Origin of the sequence: Paucibacter soli (genome assembly GCF_037482845.1) — a bacterium.
Lineage (GTDB): Bacteria > Pseudomonadota > Gammaproteobacteria > Burkholderiales > Burkholderiaceae_C > Paucibacter_B > Paucibacter_B soli.
This window is the reverse complement of record NZ_JBBHJW010000013.1, coordinates 93,714-119,661: the sequence shown is the minus strand read 5'-3', so window position 1 is coordinate 119,661 and position 25,948 is coordinate 93,714. Positions and strand designations below refer to the sequence as shown.

General features: G+C 67.5%; 29 protein-coding genes and 1 riboswitch. Of the genes, 21 read left to right on the top strand and 8 right to left on the bottom strand.

The window, feature by feature from the left end; genetic code table 11:
- Positions 1-5: 5 nt before the first annotated feature.
- The gene (locus tag WG898_RS23425; protein WP_339605197.1) at positions 6-812 is read left to right on the top strand and encodes a YdcF family protein; all 807 of its coding nucleotides are present in this window, start codon (positions 6-8) and stop codon (positions 810-812) included.
- 203 nt (positions 813-1,015) lie between these two features.
- On the opposite strand, the gene WG898_RS23420 is transcribed toward WG898_RS23425, so the two are convergent.
- Entirely contained in the window at positions 1,016-2,587 is a 1,572-nt protein-coding gene (locus WG898_RS23420; RefSeq protein WP_339605196.1) for a UbiD family decarboxylase, read from the bottom strand.
- Positions 2,588-2,852: 265 nt separating this feature from the next.
- Between WG898_RS23420 and WG898_RS23415 the strand changes: the two genes are divergently transcribed.
- The 18 genes from WG898_RS23415 (at position 2,853) to tolA (ending at position 17,590) form a co-directional block, all read left to right on the top strand.
- A complete protein-coding gene (locus WG898_RS23415; RefSeq protein WP_339605195.1) occupies positions 2,853-3,671 on the top strand; it encodes a transglycosylase SLT domain-containing protein in 819 nt (272 codons plus the stop codon).
- 54 nt (positions 3,672-3,725) lie between these two features.
- Positions 3,726-3,861: riboswitch (ZMP/ZTP riboswitch) on the top strand.
- Between the two features lie 54 nt (positions 3,862-3,915).
- The gene (gene glyA / locus WG898_RS23410; protein ID WP_339605194.1) at positions 3,916-5,163 is read left to right on the top strand and encodes a serine hydroxymethyltransferase; all 1,248 of its coding nucleotides are present in this window, start codon (positions 3,916-3,918) and stop codon (positions 5,161-5,163) included.
- Positions 5,164-5,181: 18 nt separating this feature from the next.
- Positions 5,182-5,625 carry a transcriptional regulator NrdR gene (gene nrdR / locus WG898_RS23405; RefSeq protein WP_285232098.1) on the top strand — a complete coding sequence of 148 codons (444 nt, stop codon included), beginning with the start codon at positions 5,182-5,184 and terminating at the stop codon, positions 5,623-5,625.
- A 226-nt stretch (positions 5,626-5,851) separates the two neighbouring features.
- The gene (locus tag WG898_RS23400; RefSeq protein WP_339605193.1) at positions 5,852-6,280 is read left to right on the top strand and encodes a GspH/FimT family protein; all 429 of its coding nucleotides are present in this window, start codon (positions 5,852-5,854) and stop codon (positions 6,278-6,280) included.
- A gap of 104 nt (positions 6,281-6,384) precedes the next feature.
- Positions 6,385-6,855: a type IV pilin protein gene (locus WG898_RS23395; RefSeq protein WP_339605192.1), complete on the top strand. Its 471-nt coding sequence runs from the start codon at positions 6,385-6,387 to the stop codon at positions 6,853-6,855.
- Positions 6,840-7,418, top strand: coding sequence for a pilus assembly FimT family protein (locus WG898_RS23390; RefSeq protein WP_339605191.1), 579 nt, complete (start codon positions 6,840-6,842; stop codon positions 7,416-7,418). The genes WG898_RS23395 and WG898_RS23390 overlap by 16 nt, the downstream gene beginning before the upstream one ends.
- Positions 7,409-8,122: a PilW family protein gene (locus tag WG898_RS23385; RefSeq protein ID WP_339605190.1), complete on the top strand. Its 714-nt coding sequence runs from the start codon at positions 7,409-7,411 to the stop codon at positions 8,120-8,122. The genes WG898_RS23390 and WG898_RS23385 overlap by 10 nt, the downstream gene beginning before the upstream one ends.
- Entirely contained in the window at positions 8,104-9,399 is a 1,296-nt protein-coding gene (locus WG898_RS23380) for a pilus assembly PilX family protein (protein WP_339605189.1), read from the top strand. Before WG898_RS23385 ends, WG898_RS23380 begins: the two co-directional genes overlap by 19 nt.
- Positions 9,400-9,404: 5 nt before the next feature.
- Positions 9,405-10,571, top strand: a complete 1,167-nt coding sequence (locus WG898_RS23375; RefSeq protein ID WP_339605188.1) for a type IV pilus modification PilV family protein — start codon at positions 9,405-9,407, stop codon at positions 10,569-10,571.
- 16 nt (positions 10,572-10,587) lie between these two features.
- Positions 10,588-11,724, top strand: a complete 1,137-nt coding sequence (gene ribD / locus WG898_RS23370) for a bifunctional diaminohydroxyphosphoribosylaminopyrimidine deaminase/5-amino-6-(5-phosphoribosylamino)uracil reductase RibD (protein ID WP_339605187.1) — start codon at positions 10,588-10,590, stop codon at positions 11,722-11,724.
- 45 nt (positions 11,725-11,769) lie between these two features.
- On the top strand, positions 11,770-12,867 hold the full coding sequence (ribBA, locus tag WG898_RS23365; RefSeq protein ID WP_339605186.1) for a bifunctional 3,4-dihydroxy-2-butanone-4-phosphate synthase/GTP cyclohydrolase II: 1,098 nt from the start codon (positions 11,770-11,772) through the stop codon (positions 12,865-12,867).
- Between the two features lie 13 nt (positions 12,868-12,880).
- Complete coding sequence (gene ribH, locus WG898_RS23360) at positions 12,881-13,345, top strand: 6,7-dimethyl-8-ribityllumazine synthase (protein WP_339605185.1); 465 nt, start codon at positions 12,881-12,883, stop codon at positions 13,343-13,345.
- Positions 13,342-13,839, top strand: a complete 498-nt coding sequence (nusB, locus tag WG898_RS23355) for a transcription antitermination factor NusB (protein WP_339605184.1) — start codon at positions 13,342-13,344, stop codon at positions 13,837-13,839. Before ribH ends, nusB begins: the two co-directional genes overlap by 4 nt.
- A 20-nt stretch (positions 13,840-13,859) precedes the next feature.
- Positions 13,860-15,050 (top strand): pyridoxal phosphate-dependent aminotransferase, encoded by a 1,191-nt coding sequence (locus WG898_RS23350; RefSeq protein ID WP_339605183.1) that lies wholly within the window; start codon positions 13,860-13,862, stop codon positions 15,048-15,050.
- Positions 15,047-15,466: a tol-pal system-associated acyl-CoA thioesterase gene (gene ybgC, locus WG898_RS23345; RefSeq protein ID WP_339605182.1), complete on the top strand. Its 420-nt coding sequence runs from the start codon at positions 15,047-15,049 to the stop codon at positions 15,464-15,466. The genes WG898_RS23350 and ybgC overlap by 4 nt, the downstream gene beginning before the upstream one ends.
- A gap of 17 nt (positions 15,467-15,483) precedes the next feature.
- Positions 15,484-16,197, top strand: coding sequence for a protein TolQ (gene tolQ / locus WG898_RS23340; protein ID WP_339605181.1), 714 nt, complete (start codon positions 15,484-15,486; stop codon positions 16,195-16,197).
- A 19-nt stretch (positions 16,198-16,216) separates the two neighbouring features.
- A complete protein-coding gene (gene tolR, locus WG898_RS23335; RefSeq protein ID WP_339605180.1) occupies positions 16,217-16,657 on the top strand; it encodes a protein TolR in 441 nt (146 codons plus the stop codon).
- A gap of 24 nt (positions 16,658-16,681) precedes the next feature.
- Positions 16,682-17,590, top strand: coding sequence for a cell envelope integrity protein TolA (gene tolA, locus WG898_RS23330; protein ID WP_339605179.1), 909 nt, complete (start codon positions 16,682-16,684; stop codon positions 17,588-17,590).
- 3 nt (positions 17,591-17,593) lie between these two features.
- On the opposite strand, the gene WG898_RS23325 is transcribed toward tolA, so the two are convergent.
- Genes WG898_RS23325 through WG898_RS23310 form a run of 4 tightly spaced genes read right to left on the bottom strand, consistent with a single transcriptional unit; the run spans position 17,594 to position 19,931 of the window.
- The gene (locus WG898_RS23325) at positions 17,594-18,082 is read right to left on the bottom strand and encodes a DoxX family protein (RefSeq protein ID WP_339605178.1); all 489 of its coding nucleotides are present in this window, start codon (positions 18,080-18,082) and stop codon (positions 17,594-17,596) included.
- On the bottom strand, positions 18,079-18,777 hold the full coding sequence (locus WG898_RS23320; protein ID WP_339605177.1) for an HvfC/BufC family peptide modification chaperone: 699 nt from the start codon (positions 18,775-18,777) through the stop codon (positions 18,079-18,081). The genes WG898_RS23325 and WG898_RS23320 overlap by 4 nt, the downstream gene beginning before the upstream one ends.
- Before the next feature lie 3 nt (positions 18,778-18,780).
- Positions 18,781-19,641 (bottom strand): MbnB/TglH/ChrH family RiPP precursor modification enzyme, encoded by an 861-nt coding sequence (locus WG898_RS23315; protein ID WP_339605176.1) that lies wholly within the window; start codon positions 19,639-19,641, stop codon positions 18,781-18,783.
- A gap of 5 nt (positions 19,642-19,646) precedes the next feature.
- A complete protein-coding gene (locus WG898_RS23310) occupies positions 19,647-19,931 on the bottom strand; it encodes a BufA1 family periplasmic bufferin-type metallophore (RefSeq protein WP_339605175.1) in 285 nt (94 codons plus the stop codon).
- 122 nt (positions 19,932-20,053) lie between these two features.
- Here WG898_RS23310 and WG898_RS23305 point away from each other — a divergent pair, with 122 nt between their 5' ends.
- Both WG898_RS23305 and WG898_RS23300 read left to right on the top strand, forming a co-directional pair.
- Entirely contained in the window at positions 20,054-20,617 is a 564-nt protein-coding gene (locus tag WG898_RS23305) for a sigma-70 family RNA polymerase sigma factor (RefSeq protein WP_339605174.1), read from the top strand.
- A gap of 3 nt (positions 20,618-20,620) precedes the next feature.
- Complete coding sequence (locus WG898_RS23300; protein WP_339605173.1) at positions 20,621-20,815, top strand: zf-HC2 domain-containing protein; 195 nt, start codon at positions 20,621-20,623, stop codon at positions 20,813-20,815.
- Between the two features lie 4 nt (positions 20,816-20,819).
- Here the strand turns inward: WG898_RS23300 and pcp are convergent, their stop codons facing one another.
- The 3 genes from pcp to WG898_RS23285 form a co-directional block, all read right to left on the bottom strand.
- Complete coding sequence (pcp, locus tag WG898_RS23295) at positions 20,820-21,470, bottom strand: pyroglutamyl-peptidase I (RefSeq protein WP_339605172.1); 651 nt, start codon at positions 21,468-21,470, stop codon at positions 20,820-20,822.
- Positions 21,467-25,120: a hydantoinase B/oxoprolinase family protein gene (locus WG898_RS23290; RefSeq protein WP_339605171.1), complete on the bottom strand. Its 3,654-nt coding sequence runs from the start codon at positions 25,118-25,120 to the stop codon at positions 21,467-21,469. The genes pcp and WG898_RS23290 overlap by 4 nt, the downstream gene beginning before the upstream one ends.
- A gap of 149 nt (positions 25,121-25,269) precedes the next feature.
- Positions 25,270-25,821 carry a winged helix DNA-binding protein gene (locus tag WG898_RS23285; RefSeq protein ID WP_339605170.1) on the bottom strand — a complete coding sequence of 184 codons (552 nt, stop codon included), beginning with the start codon at positions 25,819-25,821 and terminating at the stop codon, positions 25,270-25,272.
- Between the last annotated feature and the right edge of the window lie 127 nt (positions 25,822-25,948).

The following is a 25,948-nucleotide window of genomic DNA, read 5'->3' as shown; positions in this document are numbered from 1 at the left end:
CGGCGATGATTGCTCTTGAAAGTCTTGCAAGCGGGCTGCGCAGCATGGCGCAAGCCCTCAGTCTCCCGCCGGCACCGCTGCTGTTCCTGGTCTTGCTGGCCTGGCTGCTGCGGCAGCGAGCCAAGGGCTGGGCGCGCGCCTTGTTGGTCATCGGACTGAGCGGGGCCTGGCTGTCTTGTACCGAAGTCGGCGCCGTCACCGCCGCGCGCCTGCTGCTGGGGGAACAAGTGCCGGCCCTGCAATGGCCGCTGCCGACCCCGTCCGACCCCCGCGTGGCAGAGCACACCGCCATTCTGGTGTTGGGCGCCGGGGCGCGCCAGGATGTGCCCGAGGTCCGCTCGGGCTGGCTCAAGCCCTTGTCGATCGAGCGGCTCAACTACGGCGCCTGGCTGGCCAAGCAGGCCCAGCTGCCGCTGGCATTCACGGGCGGCCTGAGTCGCAACGGCAAGCCCGGAGACCAGAGCGAGGCCGAGCTTGCCGAGGCCTATGCCCGCGAGCTGTTGGGCCTGCGGCTGCAGTGGCTCGAAGACCAGGCGAAGGACACTCGCGACAACGCGCGGTACAGCGCCGCCTTGCTCAAGCCGACAGGCCTGCGCCGACTGGTGCTGGTCACCCATGTCCAGCATATGCCGCGTGCCCTGCATCATTTCCGGCTCGCCTTCGGTGCGCAGGTCGAGTTGATCGCCGCCCCCGTGGGGCTGCGAGCTCCCGATGCCCCGCTCGAAGCGCTGGATTGGCTGCCATCCAGCGAAGGCCTGGCCAGAACCCGCTATGCCGTCTACGAATGGCTGGCACTGAGGCTGGGGCATTGATCGGCAGCACAACCAGCAGAAATAGAAACCCCTCCCAAGCCTGCGCCTGGAAGGGGTGGACGGCTGACGCCGCCGGTTGGGGCTCCGCAGCTAGCTGCCGCAGGGCTCCTGGCGCGCAGAGACTGCGCCAGAGGTTTTGCCTGTAAAGGCCTTCCAACAGTAGGTGAGCGCCAGACCCCTTTCAAGGCCTGACAGCCCCAGGTTTATCCGGGCTTGACCTGGCTCGAAGAAAACAACTGTTCGAAGAGTTCGGTGGCGCGCGCCTCAACCTCGACCGGCATGCTGATGGTGCGCCCCCATTCGCGCGCCGTTTCGCCGGGCCATTTGTTGGTGGCATCCAAGCCCATCTTGCCGCCCAGACCGCTCACCGGCGAAGCGAAGTCCAGGTAGTCGATCGGCGTCTGATCCACCAGGGTGGTGTCGCGCACTGGGTCCATGCGGGTGGTGATGGCCCAGATGACTTCCTTCCAGTCGCGGATATTGACGTCTTCATCCACCACCACGATGAACTTGGTGTACATGAACTGGCGCAGAAAGCTCCAGAGCCCGAACATCAGGCGCTTGGCATGGCCCGGATAGGCCTTGCGGATCGAAATCACAGCCATGCGGTAGCTGCAGCCTTCCGGCGGCAGGTAGAAGTCCACGATCTCGCTGAACTGCTTCTGCAAGATGGGCACGAACACCTCATTGAGCGCCACGCCCAGCACGGCGGGTTCGTCGGGCGGCTTGCCGGTATAGGTGGAGTGGTAGATGGGTTCGCGGCGTTGGGTCAGGCGCTGCACCTCGAACACAGGGAACCAGTCCTGTTCGTTGTAATAGCCGGTGTGGTCACCGAAGGGGCCTTCCAGGGCGTGCAGATAGCCGTTCAGTTCCTTCAGCGCGATGCCGTCCTCGCTCTGCCCGACATAGCCCTTAGGCGCCGGCGGGATATGCCCCTCCAGCACGATTTCGGCGCTGGCGGGCACCTGCAGCAGCCGGCCGGCCTCGCCAACCGAGGCGTTCACCAATTCGGTACGGCCGCCGCGCAGCAGACCGGCAAACTGGTACTCCGACAGACTGTCGGGCACCGGCGTGACCGCGCCCAGGATGGTGGCCGGATCGGCGCCCAGGGCCACCGCGATCGGGAAGGCCTGGCCGGGGTTGGCGCGGCTGAAGTCGCGAAAATCCAGCGCGCCGCCACGGTGCGCCAGCCAGCGCATGATGAGTTGGCGCCGGCCAATGAGTTGTTGGCGGTAGATGCCCAGGTTTTGGCGCAGCCGCGGCTGCGGCACGGACTGCGGGCCGCGCGTCACCACCAGGCCCCAGGTCAGCAAGGGCCCCACGTCGCCGGGCCAGCAGGTCTGGATGGGCAGGCGCTTCAGGTCCACATCCGCCCCTTCGAACACCTCTTCCTGACAGGCCGCATGGCGCACCAGCTGCGGCTTCATGTCCCACAGCGCCTTGGCCATCTGCAACAGCCGACCCGCGTCCTTGAGCCCCTTGGGCGGCTCGGGTTCCTTCAGGCTGGCCAGCACATGACCGACGTCGCGCAGATCGGCCAGGCTGTCGGCGCCCATGCCCAGCGCCACGCGTTTAGGGGTGCCAAACAAATTGGCGAGGACTGGGATTTGGTAGCCCTCTGGCCGTTCGAACAGCAGGGCAGGCCCTTCGGCGCGCAATACTCTGTCGCTTAAAGCGGTCATTTCAAGCTTGACCGACAGCTGCTGGTCGACTCGGCGCAATTCTCCGATGCGCTCCAGGCCGGCCATGAAGTCGCGCAGATCCCTGTATTTCATAACAAATAGTAATTAGAGGCCCGAGTCATAAGCTTGACGGGTTATTTTTGCAACCTAGAATCCGCCCATCCCTGAGATCCTTCAGGGATAACCCGTGTCTGCGAGTGTGGGAGCTTGCAGACGCCCCGCTGCCGATGGACGCCGAGCAGTAGCGCCTGGATCCGACCGGATCCGCGTTGCGACAAGCCGGCCCATTATCACTGTCGGGCAGTGAACCCTGGCCTTGTGCCCGGGCTCGCCGCCGGACGGAGAAGAAAGGAGTCGCATGACAGCGCGTCAAAGTCTGATATCCCTGGCCCGCGATACCGGCGCTGCCCTGTCCCTGTTCGTCAAGGACATTGGCCAAGGTCTGCTGGTAGTGAGCCACAACACGTTTGCCCTCTTGGGTTTTGCCCTGGTTGCTGCCTTGATGGTGTTCTACAGCCAGGCCGATTTGCGCCAGCGCCTGGAAGGCGAGGTCTTCGGCTGGCTGCACGCCCGCCAGGAAGCTCGCGCCGAGGCCTCCGGCGACATGCTGAGCACGCTGGCCGAGCCGGACGCGATCGGCCGTGCCACCGCCACCGACCCCAAGGAACTGCCGCGCCAGCAGGCCGCCGTGGCGATGTGGCTGGCGCGCCGCTACAAGGTGGCGCCAGAACCGGTCAGCCGCCTCGTCAAGGAGGCCTTCGAGATCGGCCAGCGCGCCCGTGTCGAGCCCACCCTGATCCTGGCCATCATGGCCATCGAGTCCGGCTTCAACCCGTTTGCACAGAGCGCCGTGGGCGCCCAGGGCCTGATGCAGGTGATGACCCGCGTGCATGACGACAAGTACGAAGTCTTCGGCGGCAACCACGCCGCTTTCGACCCCATCACCAATCTGCGCGTCGGTGTGCAGGTGCTGAAGGAATGCATCCAGCGCGCCGGTGGCGTGGAGGAAGGCCTGCGCTATTACGTTGGCGCCGCCAATCTGCCAGACGACGCCGGCTATGCCGGCCGCGTGCTGGCCGAGCACGAGCAGCTCAAGGCGGTGGCCAGCGGCCGGCCGCCCGTTGCCAAGCCGGTGGTGCCCGCAGTGGCGGATGAGCGTATCGCGCTCGCACATTGACGTACTGCCCCACCCGGCACAACCCTAATGTGCCGGGAATCGTCCGCTACACTGCAGCCTTCGCGCGACTGGCGATGAAGGCCGCCATGCATTGCCATGCCGGCCCGAGGTGGTTGACCACCGGGGAGCGCGAACTGCCATGGGCTCTGCTTCGTGTCAGCTTTTTTTGCCGTTCGCCTGGGCAGCCTGCACCGCGTCGTGACGTGGCCGTCGGGCTCCAACGTACAGCCAGCATCCCAACACCATGTTTGACCGCAGCCAATCGACTCTCGCCAACGTAGACCCCGACCTGTGGGCCGCCGTGCTGAATGAGAACCAGCGCCAGGAAGACCATATCGAGCTGATCGCCTCGGAGAACTACACCTCGCCGGCGGTCATGCAGGCGCAGGGCAGCCAGCTGACCAACAAGTACGCCGAGGGCTATCCCGGCAAGCGTTACTACGGCGGTTGCGAATACGTGGATGTGGTGGAGCAGCTGGCGATCGACCGCGTCAAGCAGCTGTTCGGCGCCGAGCATGCCAATGTGCAGCCCAACTCGGGTTCGCAGGCCAACCAGGGCGTGTTCTTCGCGCTGCTGCAGCCGGGCGACACCATCATGGGCATGAGCCTGTCCGAAGGCGGCCACCTGACCCACGGCATGCCGCTGAACATGAGCGGCAAGTGGTTCAAGGTCGTCAGCTACGGCCTGACCGAGCAGGAAGACATCGATTACGAGGCGATGGAGCGTCTGGCGCGCGAGCACAAGCCCAAGCTCATCATCGCCGGCGCCTCGGCCTTCAGCCTGCGCATCAATTTCGAGCGCTTTGCCAAGGTGGCCAAGGAAATCGGCGCCTATTTCATGGTGGACATGGCGCATTACGCCGGCCTGATCGCCGCGGGCGTCTACCCCAACCCGGTGCCGCATGCCGATGTGGTGACCTCCACCACCCACAAGAGCCTGCGCGGCCCGCGCGGCGGCATCATCCTGATGAAGGAGCATGTGGCCAAGCAGATCAACAGCGCGATCTTCCCCGGCATCCAGGGCGGCCCGCTGATGCATGTGATCGCCGGCAAGGCGGTGGCCTTCAAGGAGGCGCTGACGCCCGAGTTCAAGGCCTACCAGGAACAGGTGGTGAAGAACGCCAAGGTGCTGGCCGAGACGCTGATAGCGCGCGGTCTGCGCATCGTCTCGGGCGGTACCGAAAGCCATGTGATGCTGGTGGACCTGCGTCCCAAGGGCCTGACCGGCAAGGAAGCCGAGGCCCTGTTGGGCAAGGCCCACATGACCTGTAACAAGAACGGCATCCCCAACGATCCGCAGAAGCCCATGGTCACCAGCGGCATCCGCCTGGGCACGCCGGCCATGACGACACGCGGCTTCAAGGAAGAGCAGGTACGCCAGACCGCGCACCTGATCGCCGATGTGCTCGACAAGCCGCACGACGAGGCGAATCTCGAAGCGGTGCGCGCCAAGGTGGCCGCGCTGACGCGCGACTTCCCCGTCTACCGCTGAGCCGAGCCGCCGCCCCATATGCGTTGCCCTTTTTGCGGACACCACGAAACCCAGGTTGCCGAAACCCGGGAGTCCGACGAGGGCGACGTGGTGCGTCGGCGGCGCCGCTGCCAGGGCTGCGAGAAGCGCTTCACCACCTACGAACGGGCGGAAATCGCCATGCCCGCGGTGGTCAAGAAGGATGGCACGCGCGCCGAGTTCGATCCGAGCAAGGTGCGCGCATCCATGCAGCTGGCGCTGCGCAAACGCCCGGTGAGCATCGAGCAGATCGATGCAGCGCTGGAGCGCATCCACGAAAAACTGCTCGCAAGCGGCGCCAAGGAAATTCCGTCCACCCGGCTGGGCGAGTTGGTGATGCGCGAGCTCAAGCGCATCGACAAAGTGGCCTATGTGCGCTTTGCCTCGGTCTACCGCAGCTTCGAAGATGTGGACGAGTTCCGGCAGCTGATACGCGAGATCTGACCACCCCCATCACTCCCACTTTGGGGTGAATGAAACACCGGATACCACGCGCTAAGTTTTCAGCACCGCCAAGGCTTGAACGGCGAGGTGCTTCATGGACGGCTCAACACAGCAGCGACGCGCAGCCGCGTGGCGAAACTCCAGCGGTGTCTCCGTGCTGGAGATCTGCATATGCCTCGCCATACTGTGCCTGCTCTCGCTGCCCGCACTGCAAGCCTTGAGGCATTTGCGCGAACGCAGCCGCCTGCATGCCGTTGCCTCTGAGCTCTACGTCGATTTGCAGTACGCCCGCAGCGAATCGGTGCGCAGCGGCAGCAGCATCCATCTGAGCTTTGCCGACGGCGCCGAGGGCTCCTGCTATTGGATGCATATGGGCAAGACGACGGACTGCGCCTGCGACAACACCGGCAAGGTCAGCTGCGGTACGGCAGGCGCGCTGGTCCGTGCGCATTGGTTGCCCAGCAGCAGCGCTACCCAGATACGCTCCAACGTCGGTCGCATGACCTTCAAGGGTGAGCAGGGCACGGTCAGTTCGGCCGCCACGATCGAGATCAGCGCCAAGGACGGCGCAGTGGTGCGGCACATCGTCAGCATCATGGGGAGGATCAGGTCCTGCTCGCCGGACTCCGACCACGGCGCCTTGCCGCGCTGCTGAGTCCCCCCTCAAGCAAGGGGGAGCGCGGACGAGCGGTCCACTCGCGCTGACGAGCGGCGTCCGTTCGTGCAGCTTGTCACGAATCCGCGCCAAATAATCGGACCGTGATCAAACAACCCTCTTCCACCGCACATCGGCGTCGCCTCGCCAGGAGCGCCGCTGGCTTCACGCTGGTTGAACTGATAGTCACCGTGGCCATTCTGGCCATACTGGCCGTGGTGGCCCTGCCGGCTTATCGGCAATATGTTGCCAAGAGCCGGCGTGCCGATGCCATTTCGGCCTTGGCCACCGTACAGCAGGCCCAGGAGCGCTGGCGCGCCAACAAGCCAGGCTATGCGGACTCCTTGGCGGACATGGGCCTGCCGGCCAATGCCGATGCCAAGCATTACGACATCGCCATCAAGAACGCGTCGGCAACGGGTTACACGCTTGTTGCCACACCCCGTGCCGGTGGCCTGCAAACGGCTGACAGCGACTGCAGCAGCATGTCCATCACGATGAAGGGCGGTACGTCCAAGTACGGCGCCCTGAACGGGGCCAACTCGGACAGTGCAGATACATGCTGGCCAAAATGAGCAAGCGGCAACAGCATCAACACCAGGGCGTGGGCCTCGTCGAGGTGATGGTCGCACTCGCCATTCTGGGCGTGTTGCTGGGCGTGGCCTGGCCCAATCTGGCCGACATGCTGGCGCGCTACCGCGTCGAGGCGGTGGCCGCCGAGTTGCGCGCCAACCTGGCCTATGCGCGTTCGGAGGCGGGACTGCGCTCGATGGAACTGGAGTTTTGGTTCAATCGCGATCTCAAGCAAAGCTGCTACACCTTGTCGGCGGCAAAAGGGCCAGGGATGGATTGCGTTTGCACGCGGCCTGCCGGAACGGCCTGCGTGAGCGGGCCTCTTGTACAGCTGATTGAATCGAAAACGGTGCAGGTGTCGCGCATGACGGGGGTCGAGCTAAAGCCGCAGGCAGGCGACAGACTGAAATTCGTGGGGGCTCAGATGCCGCCAGTCCCGCCCAATTTTTCCGTGTTGGTACAAAGCAGTCGGGTTGGGCAATTGCAGATCAGCATGAATCCGCTTGGGCGTATCTCGATGTGTACGCCCGACCAATCCATGCCGGGGGTTTCGCCATGCCAGTAGAACGCCTGCACCAACATGGCATGACGCTCGTCGAGCTGATGGTGGGCCTGGCCGTCGGCATGATCGTGGTGGCCGGCGCGGTGGTGATGGCCACCAGCCAGATCGGTGACCACAAGCGGCTGGTGCTGGAAACCCAGGTTCAGCAGGATCTGCGTGCCGCCGCCGACATGATGCTGCGCGACATCAAGCGTGCAGGTGCCTGGCCAAAGGCGAGCACTTCGGTCTGGGCGCCCGATAACAGCTCGCCCGACAGCAACCCCTATACCGGCATGCAAATTCTGGCCGCCGGTGATCCAGCCGCCGTGAGCGGCGACGAGATCGCCTACAGCTACTGGGACGACAAGCAGAATCATGCGCCGCCGGCCGTGCTGCCGCTCGACGCCGAGCAGCATGGCTTCCGGCTCAGAAACAAGCGGCTGGAATACCGCCTGGGTGGCAGCTACCAGCCGCTGACCGATCCGGCCATGCTGGAGGTCAGGGAATTCACGGTCACGCTTAACACCCAGGCGGTGCCGCTGCCCGACTACTGCCTGATGCCCTGCAACGGCTTGGCCAATTGCCCGCCGGCACTGCAGGTGCACGATGTGCGGATCAACATACGCGGTGTAGCCACGCACGATGCCGAGGTCGAGCGAACCCTGAGCCTGCGCGCGCGCGTGCGCAACGATGAAATCGTGACCGGCGCATGCCCGCCAACGCCATGAACGCGCTTGCCTGCCCTCGGTTCCGGTCCGCCAAGGCGGCCCAGCAAGGCGCGGCCACGCTCGTCACGGTGATGGTGCTGTTCTTCGTGCTCGCCATGATGGCCGCCTACGCCAATCGCAATCTGGTATTCGAGCAGCGCATTGCCAGCAACTACTTCCGCTCCGGCGTGGCCGCCGAAGCGGCCGAGTCCGGCATCGAGTGGGCGATCGCCATGCTCAATGGCGGGAATGTGGATGCCAGCTGCCAAGCCGTCAACGCGCCGGGCAGCAACTTCAGGCAGCGCTATCTGACGGCCCTGCCCACCCAGGGATATGGGCCCGTACTGCCCGTTGCCAACTTCAGTCGCGCCGGCTGCACGGCCAATGGTCCGAACACCTGGGTTTGCGATTGCCCGGCCGCTGGCGCCGCGACCAGCCCGGCGGCCAATGCCAGCGCGCTGCAACCCAGCTTTGGCGTGCGCTTTCCCGGCCTGGGATCGCAGAAGAACATCGTGCTGCTCAACGTCACCGGATGTAGCAGCCTGTTGTCGGATTGCGCCACGTTCAACCAGGCCATGGTGGACAGTGCTATAGGGCAAACCTCGGTTACCGTCGGGCTCGGTTTTCTGAGTGCCTTGCGCATGCCGCCGGCCAGCCCGCTGGTGGCCGCACTGGACGTCAACCTCGGCACCAATCTGGGCCTGCACAACAGCGATCCAAGCACCAACGGGCTGGTGGTGCAGACCGGTGGCCAGTTGCTGGGCAGCTCGGACCGCCTCACCAGCGTGCCGGGCACGCCGGCCCAGGACGCGATCGTCAAGCAGGATGCCAACCTGCAGCCGGCGACCATGTTCCGCAGGTATTTCGGCATGTCGCTGACCCGCTACCAGGGTCAACCGAATGTGCGGACGGTGCAGTGCAATGGCGATTGTCTGGCCGCGGCCGGCGTTGCGGCCACCGCGGCGGCCGATGTCATCTGGATCAACGAGGACGCGACGCTGGCTGACAACGTGGTGCTTGGCAGCGCCGCTGCCCCGGTGCTGTTGATCGTGAATGGCAATCTGACCGTGACCGGTCCGATCCAGATCCATGGCGTCATCTACGTCACCGGCAATGTGAAATGGGACAACGCCAGCGCCATGCCTTCGCAACTGATCGGCGCCCTGGTGACCCAGGGCAGCTTCGGCGCCACCGGCCTGGTCGACCTGGCCTACGACCCGCAAATCATCTCCATTCTGAACAAGCAGCATGGCGCGTTTGTGCGCATACCGGGCAGTTGGATACCTGGCCTCAACTGAGCATCATGTTCATATCCTCAGCACATCTTCAGCGCGGCGTGACCCTCATCGAGGCCATGGTGGCCGTGGTCGTGATGGCGTTTGGCATGGTCGCGCTGGCCGGGCTGCAGAGCAATTTCAGGCGCAGTGCCGATGTGGCCAAGCAGCGGGGCGAGGCAATACGCATGTCGCAGCAGGACGTCGAATTGCAGCGCGCGTTTTCCGAGTTGACCCCGCCCGCCAACCCCGCATCCGGCGTGCGGACCTTTGCCGACATCGCGGACGGTGACGAGACCCAGTCCACCGGCACCAACACCAGCTTTGGCATCGAACGCAAGGTTGTCGCGCTGCCGCAGTACGGGGTGACCTCGGTCACCACGACGGTGCGCTGGGCCGATCGTACGGGCGAGCCCTTGACGCTGCAGCTTGATTCCCTGGTCGCGCCGGTTGATCCCGCCCTGGCGGCTTTCCTCCAGCAGCCCGTCGAAGGCGCCCCGGCACGGCGGCCGCTTGAGCGCAACGCGCAGATTCCCAAGGGTGCGAAGAACATGGGCGACGGTACCAGCGTGTTCAAACCGGTGCAGGGCGCCAATCTGGTCTGGGTGTTCAACAACCTGACCGGCATGATCACCAACAAGTGCAATGTGGACAAGGCGATCGCGGACATCTCCAAGGACGACCTGGCCGGCTGCAACATCGTCACCACCGGCTACTTCGTGAGCGGTTATGTGCGCTTCTCCACCGGGGTTGCCGCCGATCCCGAGAGCCCGGCCAGCCCAGCCCTGCCGATGCATGTGCAATTGCAGCTCGTGGACCTTGGCAAATACCTGACGCCGGCCTACGAGTGCTTTGACGATGCACCTGGCGTGGTGGGCGCCCAAAGCGTGGTGGCCTATTACTGCATCGTCTATCCCAACAGCGCAGTGCTGACTACCTGGTCCGGCCGCATCACCTTGAGCGGCATTCCCCTGGGCGCCGGCAACTACCGCGTGTGCCGCTACAGCGCCGACTACGACGGCAGCGGCAAGGTCGACAACGCCGAACACCCGCTTGACTACCTCAAGGTCAACGGCCCGCTGTCCAGGCAGAATTTCCTGGTGGTGAGTTTTGCCAACAATTGCCCGGCGGGGCAGCCCGCCGATCCCGCCAACGGCCGCTTCGTCAACACCGCCACCGCCAGTCTGCAGCCCTGAGGGCTAGACTGCGCGCATGTCCAACCCAAGCCTCCCCGATCGCCATGGCAATGATGCCGATGCCATGGCCCATGCCCTGGCGCTTGCCGAACTCGCCATCGGCCTGAGCGAACCGAATCCGCGCGTGGGCTGCGTCATCACCGATGCGAAGGGCATGGTGCTCGGCGTCGGCCATACCCAGGCAGCGGGCCAGGCCCATGCCGAGGTGATGGCGCTGCGCGAGGTGCAGGCGCGCGGCCACAGCGCATTCGGCGCTACCGCCTATGTGACCCTGGAGCCCTGCTCGCACCATGGCCGCACCCCGCCCTGCTGCGACGCCCTGATCGCCGCCGGCCTGGCCCGCGTGGTGGCGGCCACCACCGACCCCAACCCCCTGGTCGCCGGCCAGGGCCTGGCGCGGCTGGAGAGCGCCGGCATCGCCATCGAGCATGGCCTGCTGGCCGGGCCGGCGCGCGAGCTCAATATCGGCTTCTTCTCGCGCATGCTGCGCCAGCGCCCCTTTGTGCGCATGAAGATGGCCGCCTCGCTGGACGGTCGCACCGCGCTCGGCAACGGCGTCAGCCAATGGATCACCGGGCCCGAGGCGCGGCTCGATGGGCAGCGCTGGCGCAAGCGCGCCGGCGCCGTCCTCACCGGCATCGGCACGGTGCGCGAGGATGACCCGCGGCTGGACGTGCGTGGCATCGACACTCACCTGCAGCCGCTGCGCGTGATCGTCGACGCTCGCCTGGAAACCTCGCCGCAGGCGCGCATCCTGCAGCCACCCGGCCAGGTCCTGCTGGCCTGCGGGCAGGTCGATCTGCAGGGCGCCGCGGTGCGTGCCCTGCGCGAGCGCGGCGCCGAAATCGTCGCCCTGCCCGGCCCGGGCGGCAAGGTCGATCTGCCCGCGCTGCTGCAGTACCTAGGTCAACGTGGCATCAACGAACTGCACGTCGAGGCCGGCCACAAGCTCAATGCCTCGCTGCTGCGCGAGCACCTGGTGGACGAGTTGCTGCTCTACCTGGCCCCCAAGCTGATCGGCCCCGGCCGCGATCTCGCCGCGCTGGACGCGCTGCAAAGCCTGGACGGCGTGCCGAGCTGGGATTGGCAGGCGGTCGACCGCATCGGCAGCGACCTGCGCCTGCGGCTTCGTCCAATGGGTGGTTGGCACTAAGCCTGCGCTCTTCGGCAGCGTCCCGGGCCGCCTACAATGGCGCCCATGCCGATATCCCCTATTCCCGAGCTGGTGGCCGAACTGGCGGCCGGCCGCATGGTCATCCTGGTTGACGAAGAAGACCGCGAAAACGAGGGTGACCTTGTGCTCGCGGCCGAACATGTCACCCCCGAGGCCATCAACTTCATGGCCAAGTATGGCCGCGGCCTGATCTGCCTGACGCTCACGCGCGAGCGCTGCGAGCGCCTGCAGCTGCCGCCCATGGCCACGCGCAACGGTACCAAACATGGCACCGCCTTCACGGTTTCGATCGAGGCCGCCACCGGCGTCACCACCGGCATCTCGGCGGCCGACCGCGCCCGCACCGTGCAGGCCGCGGTGGCGCGCGGCGCCGAGGCCCGCGACCTGGTGCAGCCCGGCCATATCTTCCCGCTGCAGGCCCAGGACGGTGGCGTGCTGATGCGCGCCGGCCATACCGAGGCGGGTTGCGATCTCTCGCAGATGGCCGGGCTCACGCCCGCCGCGGTGATCTGCGAGATCATGAAGGACGACGGCACCATGGCGCGCCTGCCGGACCTGGAGATCTTCGCCCAGGAGCATGGCCTGAAGATCGGCACCATCGCCGACCTGATCGAATACCGCAGCCGCAACGAATCGCTGGTGCAGCGTGTGGCCACGCGCAGCATGCGCACGCCGCAGGGCGACTTTGACTGCCAGGTGTTCCGCGACCGCACCGGTGCCCTGCACCTGGCCCTCACGCTGGGCAGCTGGCAGCCCGGCGAAGAGGTCACCGTGCGCGTGCACGAGCCCTTCTCGGCGCTGGACCTGCTGGACATCGGCCCCTGCAGCCATTCCTGGCCCCTGCCCCAGGCACTCGCGCAGATCCAGGCCGAGGGTCGCGGCGCCGCCCTGCTGCTCAACGCCGGCGAGGACACCGAGGCCCTGCTGGGCCGCCTGCAGCCCGAGGCCAGCGCGCCCGCGGCCAGCAGCATGGATCTGCGCACCTATGGCGTGGGCGCACAGATCCTGCGCGAGCTGGGCGTGCACAAGATGAAGCTGCTGGGCAGCCCGCGCCGCATGCCCAGCATGACGGGTTATGGTCTCGAGGTCACCGGCTTTGTGGCCGCCGGCCAGCCAAGCTGAGGAAGCAGACACCATGCAAGGATCAGACAAGGGCCAGAGCGCCTCGCTGGACGGCCAGAACCTGCGCATCGGCCTGGTGCAGGCGCGCTTCAACGACAAGATCACCAGCGCGCTGGCCGAGGCCTGCACCCAGGAGCTGCTGGCCCTGGGCGTGCCCGAGCGCCATATCCGCCATATCAGCGTGCCGGGTGCGCTGGAGGTCTCTATCGCCCTGCAAGCCATGGCCGACAGCGAGCATTACGACGCGCTGGTGGCGCTGGGCTGCATCATCCGCGGCGAGACCTACCACTTCGAGTTGGTGGCCAATGAAAGCGGCGCCGGCGTGACGCGCGTCTCGCTGGACCGCAGCATCCCGATCGCGAATGCGGTGCTGACGGTCGAAAACGAAGCACAAGCCTGGGCACGCACCGAGGAAAAAGGCCGAGACGCCGCCCGTGTGGCGGTCGAGATGGCCAATTTGATGAAAGAACTGCAGTGAGCGAAGCGAACGAAAACAAGAAGCCCGCGGCCAAGCCAGCGGCCAAACGCGCGGCGCCAAAATCGGCGCGCCGCCGCGCGCGCGAGCTGGCCCTGCAAGGCCTCTACCAATGGCTGCTCACCGGTGAGGACGCCGGCTCGATCGACGCCCACACCCGCGAACAGGAAGGCTTTGGCAAGAGCGACACGGCGCATTTCGACGCCCTGCTGCATGGCTGCGTGCTGGAGGCCGCCGACCTCGACGCGGTGCTCTCGCGCCATGTGGATCGCAAGACCACCGAACTCTCGCCCATCGAGCATGCGGTGCTGATGATCGGCGCCTACGAGCTCAAGCATTGCATGGACGTGCCCTACAAGGTGGCGGTGAACGAGGCGGTGGAACTGGCCAAGTCCTTCGGCGGCACCGACGGCCACAAATATGTGAACGCCGTGCTGGACCGCGCCGCCGTCGACCTGCGCCCGCGCGAGGTCGAGGCCGCCCGCAAGCGCAGCTGAAGCCCCTCCCGAGACAAGGCATGAAGCTGGCCAGGCGGCTCGACCATATCGAGCCCTTTTACGTGATGGAGTGCGCCAAGGCCGCCGCGGAGATCGCGCGCAGCCCGGCCTGCGACCCGGCCCAGGGCGGCCGGCGCATGATTTACCTGAACATCGGCGAGCCCGACTTTGCTGCGGCCCCTGCTGTGCAAGCGGCCGCGCAGGCCTGCATCGCGCAGGGCCGCACCCAGTACACGCCGGCCACCGGCCTGCCGGCGCTGCGCGAGGCGCTGTCGCGCTGGTATGCGCAGCATTTCGGCCTGGCCGTCGCGGCCGAGCGCATCGTCATCACCGCGGGCGCCTCGGCGGCCCTGCAACTCGCCTGCCTGGCCCTGTTCGAGGCCGGCGACGAGGTGCTGATGCCCGACCCCTGCTACCCCTGCAACCGCCATTTCGTGGCCGCCGCCGACGCCAGCGCCGTGCTGCTGCCGGCCGGGCCGGCGCAGCGCTTCCAGCCCAGCGCGGCGCAGATCGAGGCGGCCTGGACCGCGCACAGCCGCGGCGTGCTGCTGGCCTCGCCCAGCAACCCCACCGGCACCTCGATCGACCCCGACGAGTTGCGCGCCATCGTCGCGGCGGTGCGCGCACGCGGCGGCATCAGCATCGTCGACGAGATCTACCTCGGCCTGTCCTACGACGAGCGCTTCGGCCATAGCGTGCTCGCCCTGGGCGAGGACCTGATCTCGGTGAACAGCTTCTCCAAATACTTCGGCATGACCGGCTGGCGCCTGGGCTGGCTGGTGCTGCCGCCGGCGCTGGTGGCGCCGGTCGAGAAGCTGGCCCAGAACCTCTTCATCTGCGCCAGCGCGCCGGCCCAGCATGCGGCGCTGGCCTGCTTCGAGGCCGACTCGATGGCCGAGTACGAGCGCCGCCGTGCCGAGCTGCGCGCGCGCCGCGATCTGGTGGTGCCGGCGCTCGAGGCCATGGGCCTGCCAGTGCCGGTGCTGCCCGACGGCGCCTTCTACGCCTGGGCCGATGTCTCGGCCTATTCGAACAGCAGCTGGGACTTCTGCTTCGAGCTGATGCGCGCCTGCCATGTGGCACTGACGCCCGGGCGCGATTTCGGCCCGGCCTTTGGCGAGCGCTATATGCGGCTCTCGTTCGCCAGCAGCCAGGACGAGCTGCGCGAGGCCCTGCAGCGCATGCGCGCCTATCTGCAGGCACGCGCATGAATAGCGGCAGCGCCTTCGAGCTCCAGCTGCGGGTCTATTGGGAAGACACCGACGCTGGCGGCGTGGTGTTCTATGCCAACTACCTGAAGTTTTTCGAGCGCGCCCGCACCGAATGGCTGCGCGGCCTGGGCTTCGAGCAGGAGCGCCTGCGCACCGAGCTGGGCGCGCTCTTCGTGGTGGGCGCCACCAGCGTGCGCTACCTCAGCCCGGCACGCCTGGACGATCAGTTGCGCGTCACCGTGAAGCCGATCAAGCTGGGCCGCGCCAGCATGGAGCTGGTGCAGCAGGCCTGGCGCGGCCAGACCCTGCTGGCCGAGAGCGAGATCCGCATCGGCTGCGTGGGCGCGGCCGATTTCAAACCCAGCCGCATACCCGCTGCCATCCTGCAGGCCATCGCCATCACGCCTGCGCCCTGACCGATTCTTCTGCAGACATGAACCAAGACCTGTCCATCTTCAGCCTGATTGCCCACGCCAGCCTGGTGGTGCAACTGGTGATCGCCGCGCTCCTGCTGGTCTCGCTGGCGAGCTGGAGCGTGATCTTCAGCAAGCTGCTCTCGCTGGGCCGGGTGAAGGCCAGCAACGAGGCCTTCGAGACCGAGTTCTGGTCGGGCAAGAACCTCAACGAGCTCTACAGCAGCGTTGCCAGCAAGACCGTTGGTGCGCCGCTGGAGCGCATCTTCGCCTCCGGCATGCGCGAATTCCTCAAGCTGCGCGAGCGCCGCGTGGTCGAGCCCACCGCCCTGCTCGACGGCGCGCGCCGCGCCATGCGTGCCAGCTTCCAGCGCGAGCTCGATGCGATGGAGAGCAATCTCTCCTTCCTTGCCTCGGTGGGTTCGGTCTCGCCCTATGTGGGCCTGTTCGGCACCATCTGGGGCATCATGCACGCCTTCGTGGGTCTGTCCAACCTGCAGCAGGTCACGCTCGCCACCGTGGCGCCCGGCATTGCCGAGGCCCTGGTGGCCACCGCGATCGGCCTGTTCGCCGCCATTCCCGCGGTGCTGGCCTACAACCGCTTTGCGCGCCAGATCGACCGCAGCGCCATCACGCTGGAGACCTTCATCGAGGAGTTCTCCAACATCCTGCAGCGCAACGCCAGCCAGCCGGCCCCCGCCGGCCAGCAGGGCCAACGGGACAATACGCGCTGAGGCGCCGGAGCACGCAAGCATGGCAGCCATCGCCTCGCGCGGCCGCGGACGCCGCCGCACCATCAATGAAATCAATATGGTGCCCTTCATCGACGTGATGCTGGTGCTGCTCATCATCTTCATGGTGAGCGCGCCGCTGATCACCACCGGCCTGGTGGACCTGCCCTCGGTTGGCAAGAGCCGCCAGCAGCCCGAGCATGTGATCCATGTGATCGTGGGCGCCGATGAAAAACTCAAGCTCAAGCTCGACAAGGAAGAGCCGCAGCCGCTGCAGCTCAAGCAGCTGGCCGAGCGCGTCAAGACCGCCCAGGGCAGCGACGCCAACACCCCGGTGGTGATCTCGGCCGACCGCAACGTCAAGTACGAGGCGGTGGTGAAGGCCATGGACGTGCTGCAGGGCGCGGGCATCGCGCGCGTGGGCCTGGCGGTGCGCAACGGCCCGGCCGCCGGCGCCAACTGAAGCCGCCACGACCACGCAGCCGCCATGAGCGCCCTGGCCTCACGCTTTCACCATCATCTCGACCGCGACCCGCTGCGTCCGCCACAGGCGCCGGGCCTGGGCCGCGGTTTCGCCTTTGCGGTGGCCGCCCACCTGGTGTTGGTGCTGGCCCTGAGCGCCGGCGTGCACTGGCGCACCCAGACCCTGCCCAGCTACGAGGCCGAGCTCTGGGCCGCCGTGCCCCAGGCCGCCGCCCCGCGCGAGCAGCTGCCGCCCGAGGAGCCGCCAGCGCCCAAGCCTCAGCCTAGGCCAGAACCCAAACCCGCCGAGCCCGACCCGCGCGAGCTGCAGGCGCAGCGCGATGCCCAGATCGCCATCGCCAAGGCCGAGAAAAAGAAGAAGGACCTCGAACAAAAGCGCCTGGCCGAGTTGGAAGCAGCCGAGCGCAAGGCCAAGGAACTGGCCGCCAAGAAGGAGCAGGCCAGGAAGGAAGAACTGGCCATGAAGCAGCGCCAGGCCGAGGCGGCGGCCAGGGACGCCAAAGAGGCCAAGGAAGCGAAGGAAGCCAAGCAGGCCGAGGCCAAGCGTGAGGCGCTGCGCCAGGAGAATCTGCGCCGCATCCAGGGCATGGCCGGTGCCTCGGGCGGGCCCGCTGCCACCGGCAGCGCGCTGCAAAGCTCGGGCCCCTCGGCCAGCTACGGCGGCCGCATCAAGGCGCGCATCCGGCCCAACATCATTTACTCGGACATGCCCAGCGGCAACCCGGTCGCCGAGGTGGAAGTGCGCGTGGCCCCCGACGGCAGCATCATCGGCCGCAAGATCATCAAGCCCAGCGGCGATGCCGAATGGGACAAGGCCGTGCTGCGCGCGATCGACAAGACCGAGACCCTGCCGCGCGATGTGGATGGCCGCGTGCCATCGCTGCTGGTGATCAGCTTCCAACCACGCGAATAGGTCTCAGCGGCGTCGGGCGAGCCAAGCATCCACCGACCAGCGCCCCGGCCCCCACAGCGCCAGCGCGATCAGCAGCGCGCCCCAGAGCTGGTGGCCGGCCAGCGCGGCCGGCGCGATCTCCTCCAGGCTCAGCACCGCCATCACATTCATCACGCTCAGGCCCAGGGCCGCGAAGCGGCCGCCCAGACCCAGCACCAGCAGCACCGGCAGGCACAGCTCGCCGCCGGTGCCCAGGTAGGCGGCCAGCTCGGGCGGCAGCAGGGGCACATGGTATTCGTCCTGGAACAGCGCCAACGTCGTGCCCCAGTCGCGCAGCTTGGTCAGGCCCGAAAGCCAGAACACCTGGGCCACATAAAGCCTGGCGCCCAGTTGTGCCAGCGCCTGTACCTGCTGCAGCAGGACGCGCAAGCTGGCGGGCAGGCGCGCGCCATCGTCCGCGCCGGGGTCGCTCAGGCTCAGCCAGGCCGTTTTTACAAAAGGTCTGAGTTTCATAGCAGTTCCACGCGCCACAGCTGTTGCTGCAGCAAGGCCTGCTGAAGCCAGGCCGAAAAATCGAAGTCCGGATGCGCCGCCAGGCAGGCATCCAGTGCGGATTGCAGATCGGCGCCAGCCAGCAGCCGCGCCATCAGCAGGGCCTGGGCCGCGCCCAGCGGCTCGACCCGGGCGCGCCAGCCCTGGCGCCATACCAGCAAGACCTGACCCTGGCTATCGGCGGGCAGCAGCCGCAGGCCTGGCCGCATGCGCAGGCGCAGCAGGCCGGGCTCGGTGTCGCCAAGCCGCAGCAGGCTGTCGGCGTCCAGGCTGGCATCGGGCGCGCGCTCGGCCTCGTGCATGGCCCATTCCAGGCGGCTCAAACCCAGCCAGGCGGCTTCCATCTCGGGCTGCTCGGCCAGGAACTCATGCAGATCGGAGCCCCATTCGCCCATATCGCCACGCCGCGGCGGCCGCCAGCGCCAGAAGGCCCAGGCCATGGCGGCAAACTCGGCATCCCCCATGGCCTCGCGCAGCTGGGCGAATACCGCAGCCAAGGCGCGCTCGGCCAAGGCCGCTGCATTCAGGCGGTAGGCCAGCAGGCCGCGCGCCGCCCCGCCCTGCACGCCGGCAGGTGCGCGCCAGGGCCCCTCGGCAGGGCCGCCAAGCACGGCCTGGATCAGCTGACGCTGGCGCGCTAGCTCGGTCGCGCTCATGGCTCAGGCCTCCACCGCGCACAGGGCGTCGATGCAGGTCTGGGCCTTGGAGGCCTCGTCCAGCAGCACCGCCAGCTCGGGCACATCGGTGTCCCACTCGATCAGGCTGGGCACGGGCCCGAGGCGTCGCAGCGCATGCCGGTAGACCTGCCAGACCGGCGCATGCACGCGGCTGCCATGGTCGTCGATCACCAGCGCCGGCGTGCGCGCATAGCCGGCCAGGTGGATCTCGCCCACCGAGCCGGGGCTGATCGCATCCACCCAGGCCGCGGCGCGCACGGCGGCCTGCGCCTCCGTGTCACCTTCGTTGAGCGCGTTCACCACCAGGTTGTTGACGTCCAGCAGCAGGCCGCAGCCGCTGCGCCGCGTCAGCTCGTTGAAGAACTCGGGTTCGGCCAGGGTGTCGCCCTGCCAGCCCAGGTAGGCGCTGATGTTCTCCACCAGCAGTTGGCGCCCCAGGCGCTGCTGCACCTGGTCCACATGGCGCAGCATCAGCGCCAGGCTGGCCTCGTTGAAGGCAATCGGCAGCAGGTCGTTGCCATGCGAGACCTCGGCGGCCCCCTGCAGCAATGGCACGCGGGCAAAGCTGGCGTGGTCGGACACGCGCAGCGGCTGCAACTCCGCCACCAGCTCGGCCAGGCGCTCCAGATGCCAGGCATCCAGCCCGCAGGCCGAGCCCAGCGACAGGCCCACGCCATGCAGGCTCAGCGCATAGCTGGCGCGCGCATCGCGTAGCAACTGGCGGCTGGCGCCGCCGGCGGCGAAGAAGTTCTCCGAGTGGACCTCGATGAAACCCAACGCCGGCCGCAAGTCCAGCAGTTGCGCGTAATGCGGCTGGCGCCAGCCTATGCCCAATTGCTTCATGCCGATTACTTCTTCAGCTTGGCCTTGGCTTCCTCGGCCGTCAGGCCCATTTCCTTGGTCTTGCAGCTGCCCTTGGCCACGTACTTCCACTCGTCCGGCGAGCCATCGGTCTTGGACTGCCCGGCGCAGGAATGGCTGCCGCTCAGATTGGCGCAGTCGTTCTGGCCGGCCTTGACGATGCCGAAGCATTTTTCCTTGGCGGCCTTGTCGTCGGCGGCCACGGCCTGGCCGACGGCACCAAGCGTCAGCGCGGCAAGCAGGGCGGAAGAGATCAGTTGGTTGGTGGACATGGAAAGTCTCCGTGATGAATGGGGTTGCTGGAGTGACGCATCATCGCGTCGCCTGCCTTGTGTCGCAAGCGAGCGTCCAGTCCTTACACTCGGGCCCACAAAATCATTCTTCCGGATTGCCGATGGCTGATTTCTCCGCCGCGCTCGAAGGCCTGCGGCCGCAGCTGCTGAAATATGCGCGCCTGCAATTGCGCAACGCCGCCTGGGCCGAGGACGCGGTGTCCGAGACCCTGCTGGCCGCGCTCGAGCGGCCGCAGACCTTTGCCGGCCAGTCGCAGCTCAAGACCTGGCTGATCGGCATCCTCAAGCACAAGCTGATCGACCAGATCCGCCGCAACAGCCGGGAACTTTCTACCTCCACCACGCACGAGGACGAGGCGCCGATCGAGGACGAGCTGTTCGACAGCAGCGGCCACTGGCGCGAGCGCCCGCAGGACTGGGGCGACCCCGAGCATGCGCTGCGGCAAATGGATTTCATGCGCGTACTGGAGGCCTGCGTGGAGTTGCTGCCGGGGCAGCAGGGCCGGCTCTTCATGATGCGCGAATGGCTGGAGCTGGAGACCGAGGAGATCTGTAAGGAACTCGCGATCAGCCCGACCAATCTCTGGGTGATGCTGCACCGAGCCCGTCTGCGCTTGCGCGAATGCCTGCAGCTGAACTGGTTCAGCAGTGCCAAGGAGTCCTGAGTGATGATGATGCGGCGCACCTGCCAACAAGTCAGCCTGCTGCTCATGCAGGCCGAGGAGCGGCGCCTGCCCTGGCGCGAGCGCCTCGTGCTGCGCCTTCATATGCTGGCCTGCGATGCCTGCCCGCGTGTGGCCCAGCAATGGGCGCTGATGCGCGCGGCCAGCCAGCGCTGGCGCAGCTACAGCGAGAAGGAATAGAGCGTCAGGCGATCGTGCCACCGCCCTGGCGCACATCGTTCCTGACGCGCCAGGCCACGCCCAGCGCCAGGCGCACGCCGGCAATCATGGTTTCCAGCGCCATGCTGGGCTGGCCCGGCTGCAGCGCTGCCTGCTGGGGCAGCAAGGGGATGTGCAAGAAGCCGCTGCGCACCTCGCTGCCGGCGAGCTGGTGCTGCATGCCGTAGAACAGATGGTTGCAGACAAAGGTGCCGGCACTTTGCGAGACGCCCGCCGGATAGCCGGCCACTCGCAGCGCCGCCACCATGGACTTGATCGGCAGGGTCGAGAAATAGGCCGCCGGCGCGCCCGCGATCACCGCCTCGTCGATCGGCTGGCTGCCGCGGTTGTCGGCGATGCGCGCATCGTCCACATTGATGGCCACGCGCTCCACCGAGAGTTCGCTGCGCCCGGCGGCCTGGCCCAGCGCCAGCACCATGGCCGGCCGGTGTTGCGCAATGCCCTGGGCCAGGCCCTGCAAGGCCGCGCCGAACACGCAGGGCAGCTGCAGCGCCTGCACCCTGGCGCCAGCAATGAGTTCGCCGTCCAGCGCCCGGGCCACCTCCCAGGAGGGGTTGATGTGCTCGCCGCCAAAGGGCTCGAAGCCCGTCAGCAAGATGACGCCCCCCCGCTTCATCTCGTCTGCTCCTCGGCGCCATAGCCGCCGCCACCGGGCGTCTCGATCACGAACACATCGCCCGGCGCCATCTCCACGGTGGCGATATGGTCCAGTTGCTCGACGCTGCCATCGCGGCGCTCGACCCGGTTCAGCCCCACCGCGCCGGCCGTGCCTCCGGCCATGCCGAAGGCGCCCTGCTTGCGGCCATTGCTGAGAATGCCGGCGCTCATGGCCTCCAGGAAGCGCAGCCGCCGCACCCCGCCGTCGCCGCCGCGCCAGCGCCCTGCACCGCCCGAGCCGGCTCGAATCGCATAACTCTCCAGCCGCACGGGGTAGCGGAACTCCAGCACCTCGGGGTCGGTGAGGCGCGAGTTGGTCATATGCGTCTGCACCACGCTGGTCCCGGCAAAACCTGGCCCCGCGCCCGAGCCGCCCGAGATGGTCTCGTAGTACTGGTAGCGCGCATTGCCGAAGCTGAAGTTGTTCATGGTGCATTGCGCCGCCGCCATCACGCCCAGCGCGCCATAGATGGCATTGGTGACGCAGCTGGAGGTCTCGACATTGCCGGCCACCACGGCGGCCGGATGGCGCGGATTGAGCATGCAGCCCTCGGGCACGATCACCTCCAGCGGCTTGAGGCAGCCGGCATTGAGCGGGATCTCGTCGTCCACCAGGCTGCGAAAGGCGTACAGCACCGCCGCCATGGTGACCGACTTGGGCGCATTGAAGTTGTTGGGCAGCTGGGCACTGCTGCCGCTGAAGTCGATCTGCGCACTGCGCCGCGCCCGGTCCACGCGCAGCGACACCTGGATGAGGGCTCCGTTGTCGAGCTCCATGCGGTAGCTGCCGTCCTTGAGCGCGCCGATGACGCGGCGCACCGCCTCCTCGGCGTTGTCCTGCACATGGCCCATATAGGCGCTCACGGTCTGCTGGCCGTATTGCGCCACCATGGCGCGCAGCTCCTGCACGCCCTTCTCGTTGGCGGCCACCTGGGCACGCAGATCGGCCAGGGTCTGCTCCGGGTTGCGCGCGGGCCAGGGCCCGGCCTGCAGCAGCGCGCGCAGCTCGGCCTCGCGCAGCGCGCCGTCGCGCAGCAGCAGCACATTGTCGAGCAGCACGCCCTCCTCCTCGATGCTTGTCGACAGCGGCGGCATCGAACCCGGGCTGATGCCGCCGATGTCGGCATGGTGGCCGCGCGAGGCCACGTAGAAGGCCGGTGCCGCACCAGCGTCCAGATAGGTTGGCGTGATCACCGTCACGTCGGGCAGATGGGTGCCGCCGTGATACGGGTCGTTGAGCACATACACGTCGCCCGGCCGCATATCGGGGTTGCGTGCGATCACGGTCTTGATCGATTCGCTCATCGAACCCAGATGCACCGGCATATGCGGCGCATTGGCGATCAGCTGGCCCTGGGCGTCGAACAGCGCGCAGGAGAAATCCAGGCGCTCCTTGATGTTGACCGAATGCGCGCTGTTCTGCAGGCGCAGGCCCATCTGCTCGGCGATGTTCATGAAGAGGTTGTTGAAGACCTCAAGCATCACCGGATCGGCACGCGTGCCCAGGGCCTGGGCCTGCGGACGCGGCAGCACGCGCAGCAGCTCCAGGCCGCCGCCGGCGCTGATGCGCGCCTGCCAGCCGGGCTCGACCACCGTGGTGGCATTGCGCTCGGCGATCAGCGCCGGCCCGTCCACCCGCGCGCCGGGGCGCAATTGCTCCCGCTGGTAGAGGCCGGCGGCGCGCCAGCGCTGGCCATCGGCGCCGCCGCAGTACATGCGCAGCTGCTCCAGCGGCGCGGCCTGATGCGGCTCGGCTTCCTCCCCACCTGCTTCATCGGCCGATTCCCCGGGGGACTCCCCTGACGCAAGGGCCTCCACCACGGCCGCCTCGATCACCAGCGCGCGCCCCGGCATCAGGAAGGCAAAGCGCTGGCGGTAGGCGGCCTCGAAGGCCTGCTGCAGCAGGGTCAGGTCTTGCGTGGCGCCGACCTGCAGCGCGGTGTCGGTGCCCTGGTAGCGCAGGAGCAGGTGGGCGCGTGTCTGCAGGCGCTCGGCCGGCAGGCCCTGGGCCAGCAGCTCGGCGCGCGCGCCTTCTGCCAGCCGCGCCAGCTGGGCCTGCGCCCGCGCCAAGCCGGCGGCGTCCAGCGGCAGTTCCACCGCCGCCTCGCGCATCGCCAGCTGGTCGGCCAGGCCCATGCCATAGGCGCTCAGCACGCCCGCCAGCGGGTGCACGAACACGCGCGACATGCCCAGCGCGTCGGCCACCAGGCAGGCGTGCTGGCCACCGGCGCCGCCAAAACACTGCAGGGTGTAGTCGCTGACGTCATAGCCCCTGGCCACCGAGACGCGCTTGATCGCATTGGCCATGGCCGCCACCGCGATCTGCAGCGCACCGGCCGCCACCTCCTCGGCGCTGCTGCCGTGGCCGGTGGCCGCAGCCATCTGCGCCGCCAAATCCTCGAAGCCGCGGCGGGCGGCGTCGCAATCGAGTGCCTCATCGGCATGGGGGCCGAACACATGGGGGAAATGCGCGGGCTGGATCTTGCCCAGCAGCACATTGGCATCGGTCAGCGCCAGCGGGCCGCCACGCCGATAGCTGGCCGGGCCGGGGTTGGCACCGGCGCTCTCCGGGCCGACGCGCAGGCGCGCGCCGTCGAAGCGGATCACCGAGCCACCGCCGGCGGCCACCGTGTGGATGCTCAGCATCGGCGCACGCATGCGCACGCCCGCCACCTGGGTCTCGAAGGCGCGTTCAAACTCGCCCGCATAGTGCGACACATCGGTGGAGGTGCCGCCCATGTCGAAGCCGATCACCTTGGCATGCCCGGCCTGCAGCGCGGTGCGCACCATGCCAACGATGCCGCCGGCCGGGCCCGAGAGGATGGCGTCCTTGCCCTGGAACTGCCCGGCCTCGGTGAGGCCGCCGCTGCTCTGCATGAACAGCAGCGGCACGCCCGGCATCTGCGCCGCCACCTGCTCCACATAGCGGCGCAGGATGGGCGAGAGATAGGCATCCACCACGGTGGTGTCGCCGCGCCCCACCAGGCGCATCAGGGGGCTCGCCTGGTGCGAGACCGAGACCTGCGTAAACCCGAGCTCGCGTGCCAGCGCCGCCGCGGCCAGCTCATGGGCGTGGTAGCGGTAGCCATGCATGAAGACGATGGCGCAGGCGCGCAGCCCGGCCGCATGGGCGGCCTGCAGTTGCTGGCGCAGATCGGCCAGATCGATTGCCTGTTCCAGCTCGCCATGCGCACCGACGCGCTCGCGCGCCTCGATGACGCGCTCGTAGAGCAGCTCGGGCAGCTGGATGCGCCGGTCGAAGAGGCGTGGCCGCGCCTGGTAGGCGATGCGCAGCGCATCGCGAAAGCCCTGGGTGATCACCAGCACGGTGGGCTCGCCCTTGCGCTCCAGCAGCGCATTGGTGGCCACCGTGGTGCCCATCTTCACGCATGCCACCTGCGCGGCGCTGATCGTCTCATGCGCCTGCAGGCCCAGCAGCCGGCGTATGCCCTCCACCGCGGCGTCGCGGTACTGCTCGGGGTTTTCCGACAGCAGCTTGAGGGTGTGCAGCGCGCCGTCCGGCGCGCGCCCCACCAGATCGGTGAAGGTGCCGCCGCGGTCGATCCAGAACTGCCAGCGCCCTGCCGCCGGTTGGGCGGGGGCGCTCACAAGCAAACGAAGGGCCGTTCCCGAGTTGGCTTGCCCCCCTCGGGGGGCTGAGAGCCGCGGCTCCAAGTCCGCCAGCGCGGACTTGGACGGCTCGAAGGCCAACGGCGTCTCGCCGATGGCCTGACGCGCAGCGGCAGGTCTGGGGGCGCTCATAGCGAGCTGGCGGCACGCGCCGCCTGGTCATACATGCCCGACATGCTGCGCAGCAGCCGCGCGTGGGCGCCGATGTCGTGGTTGAGCTCGGCGTCGAAGCTGTCCATCAGGCAGGTCTCGCGCACCTCGCGGTAACGCTCCACCAGCGCCTCGCCCTCGGGCGTGGGGCTGTAGAAGACCTCCTTGCCCTGCTTCTCGGCGCTCACCAGGCCGGCCGCCAGCAGTTTCTTGAGCGCATAGGCCACCACATGCGTGTCCTCGTAGTTCAGCACGAAGCAGATGTCGGCCAGCTTCTTGTTGCGCGCGCGGTGGTTCACATGGTGCAGCACCAGCACGTCGGTGATCGCCAGGTCGCCACGCCCGGCCGCGGCCATGCAGCGCATGGCCCAGCGCGAGAAGGCATTCCAGGCCACGATCAGGCCGAACTCGAACTCGCTCAGCTCGACGCTGCGCGGCGACACCAGGTGCGAGGAAGAGACGATGCCGGCCGACTTGGCCGGCGGCCGCGCCTTGCCGGGCTTGGCTCTACTAGTGCTGCTGCGGCTCATGCTGCTCCTTTGATGCCGGCATTTTATTGACGATTTATCGGCATATCGCCAAAAAACCCTGATCCTGGGGTCAACCCCGATCGGCGCGCGGGCCGCCATCGCCGATGCTGCGGCATCCGCCGTGTAC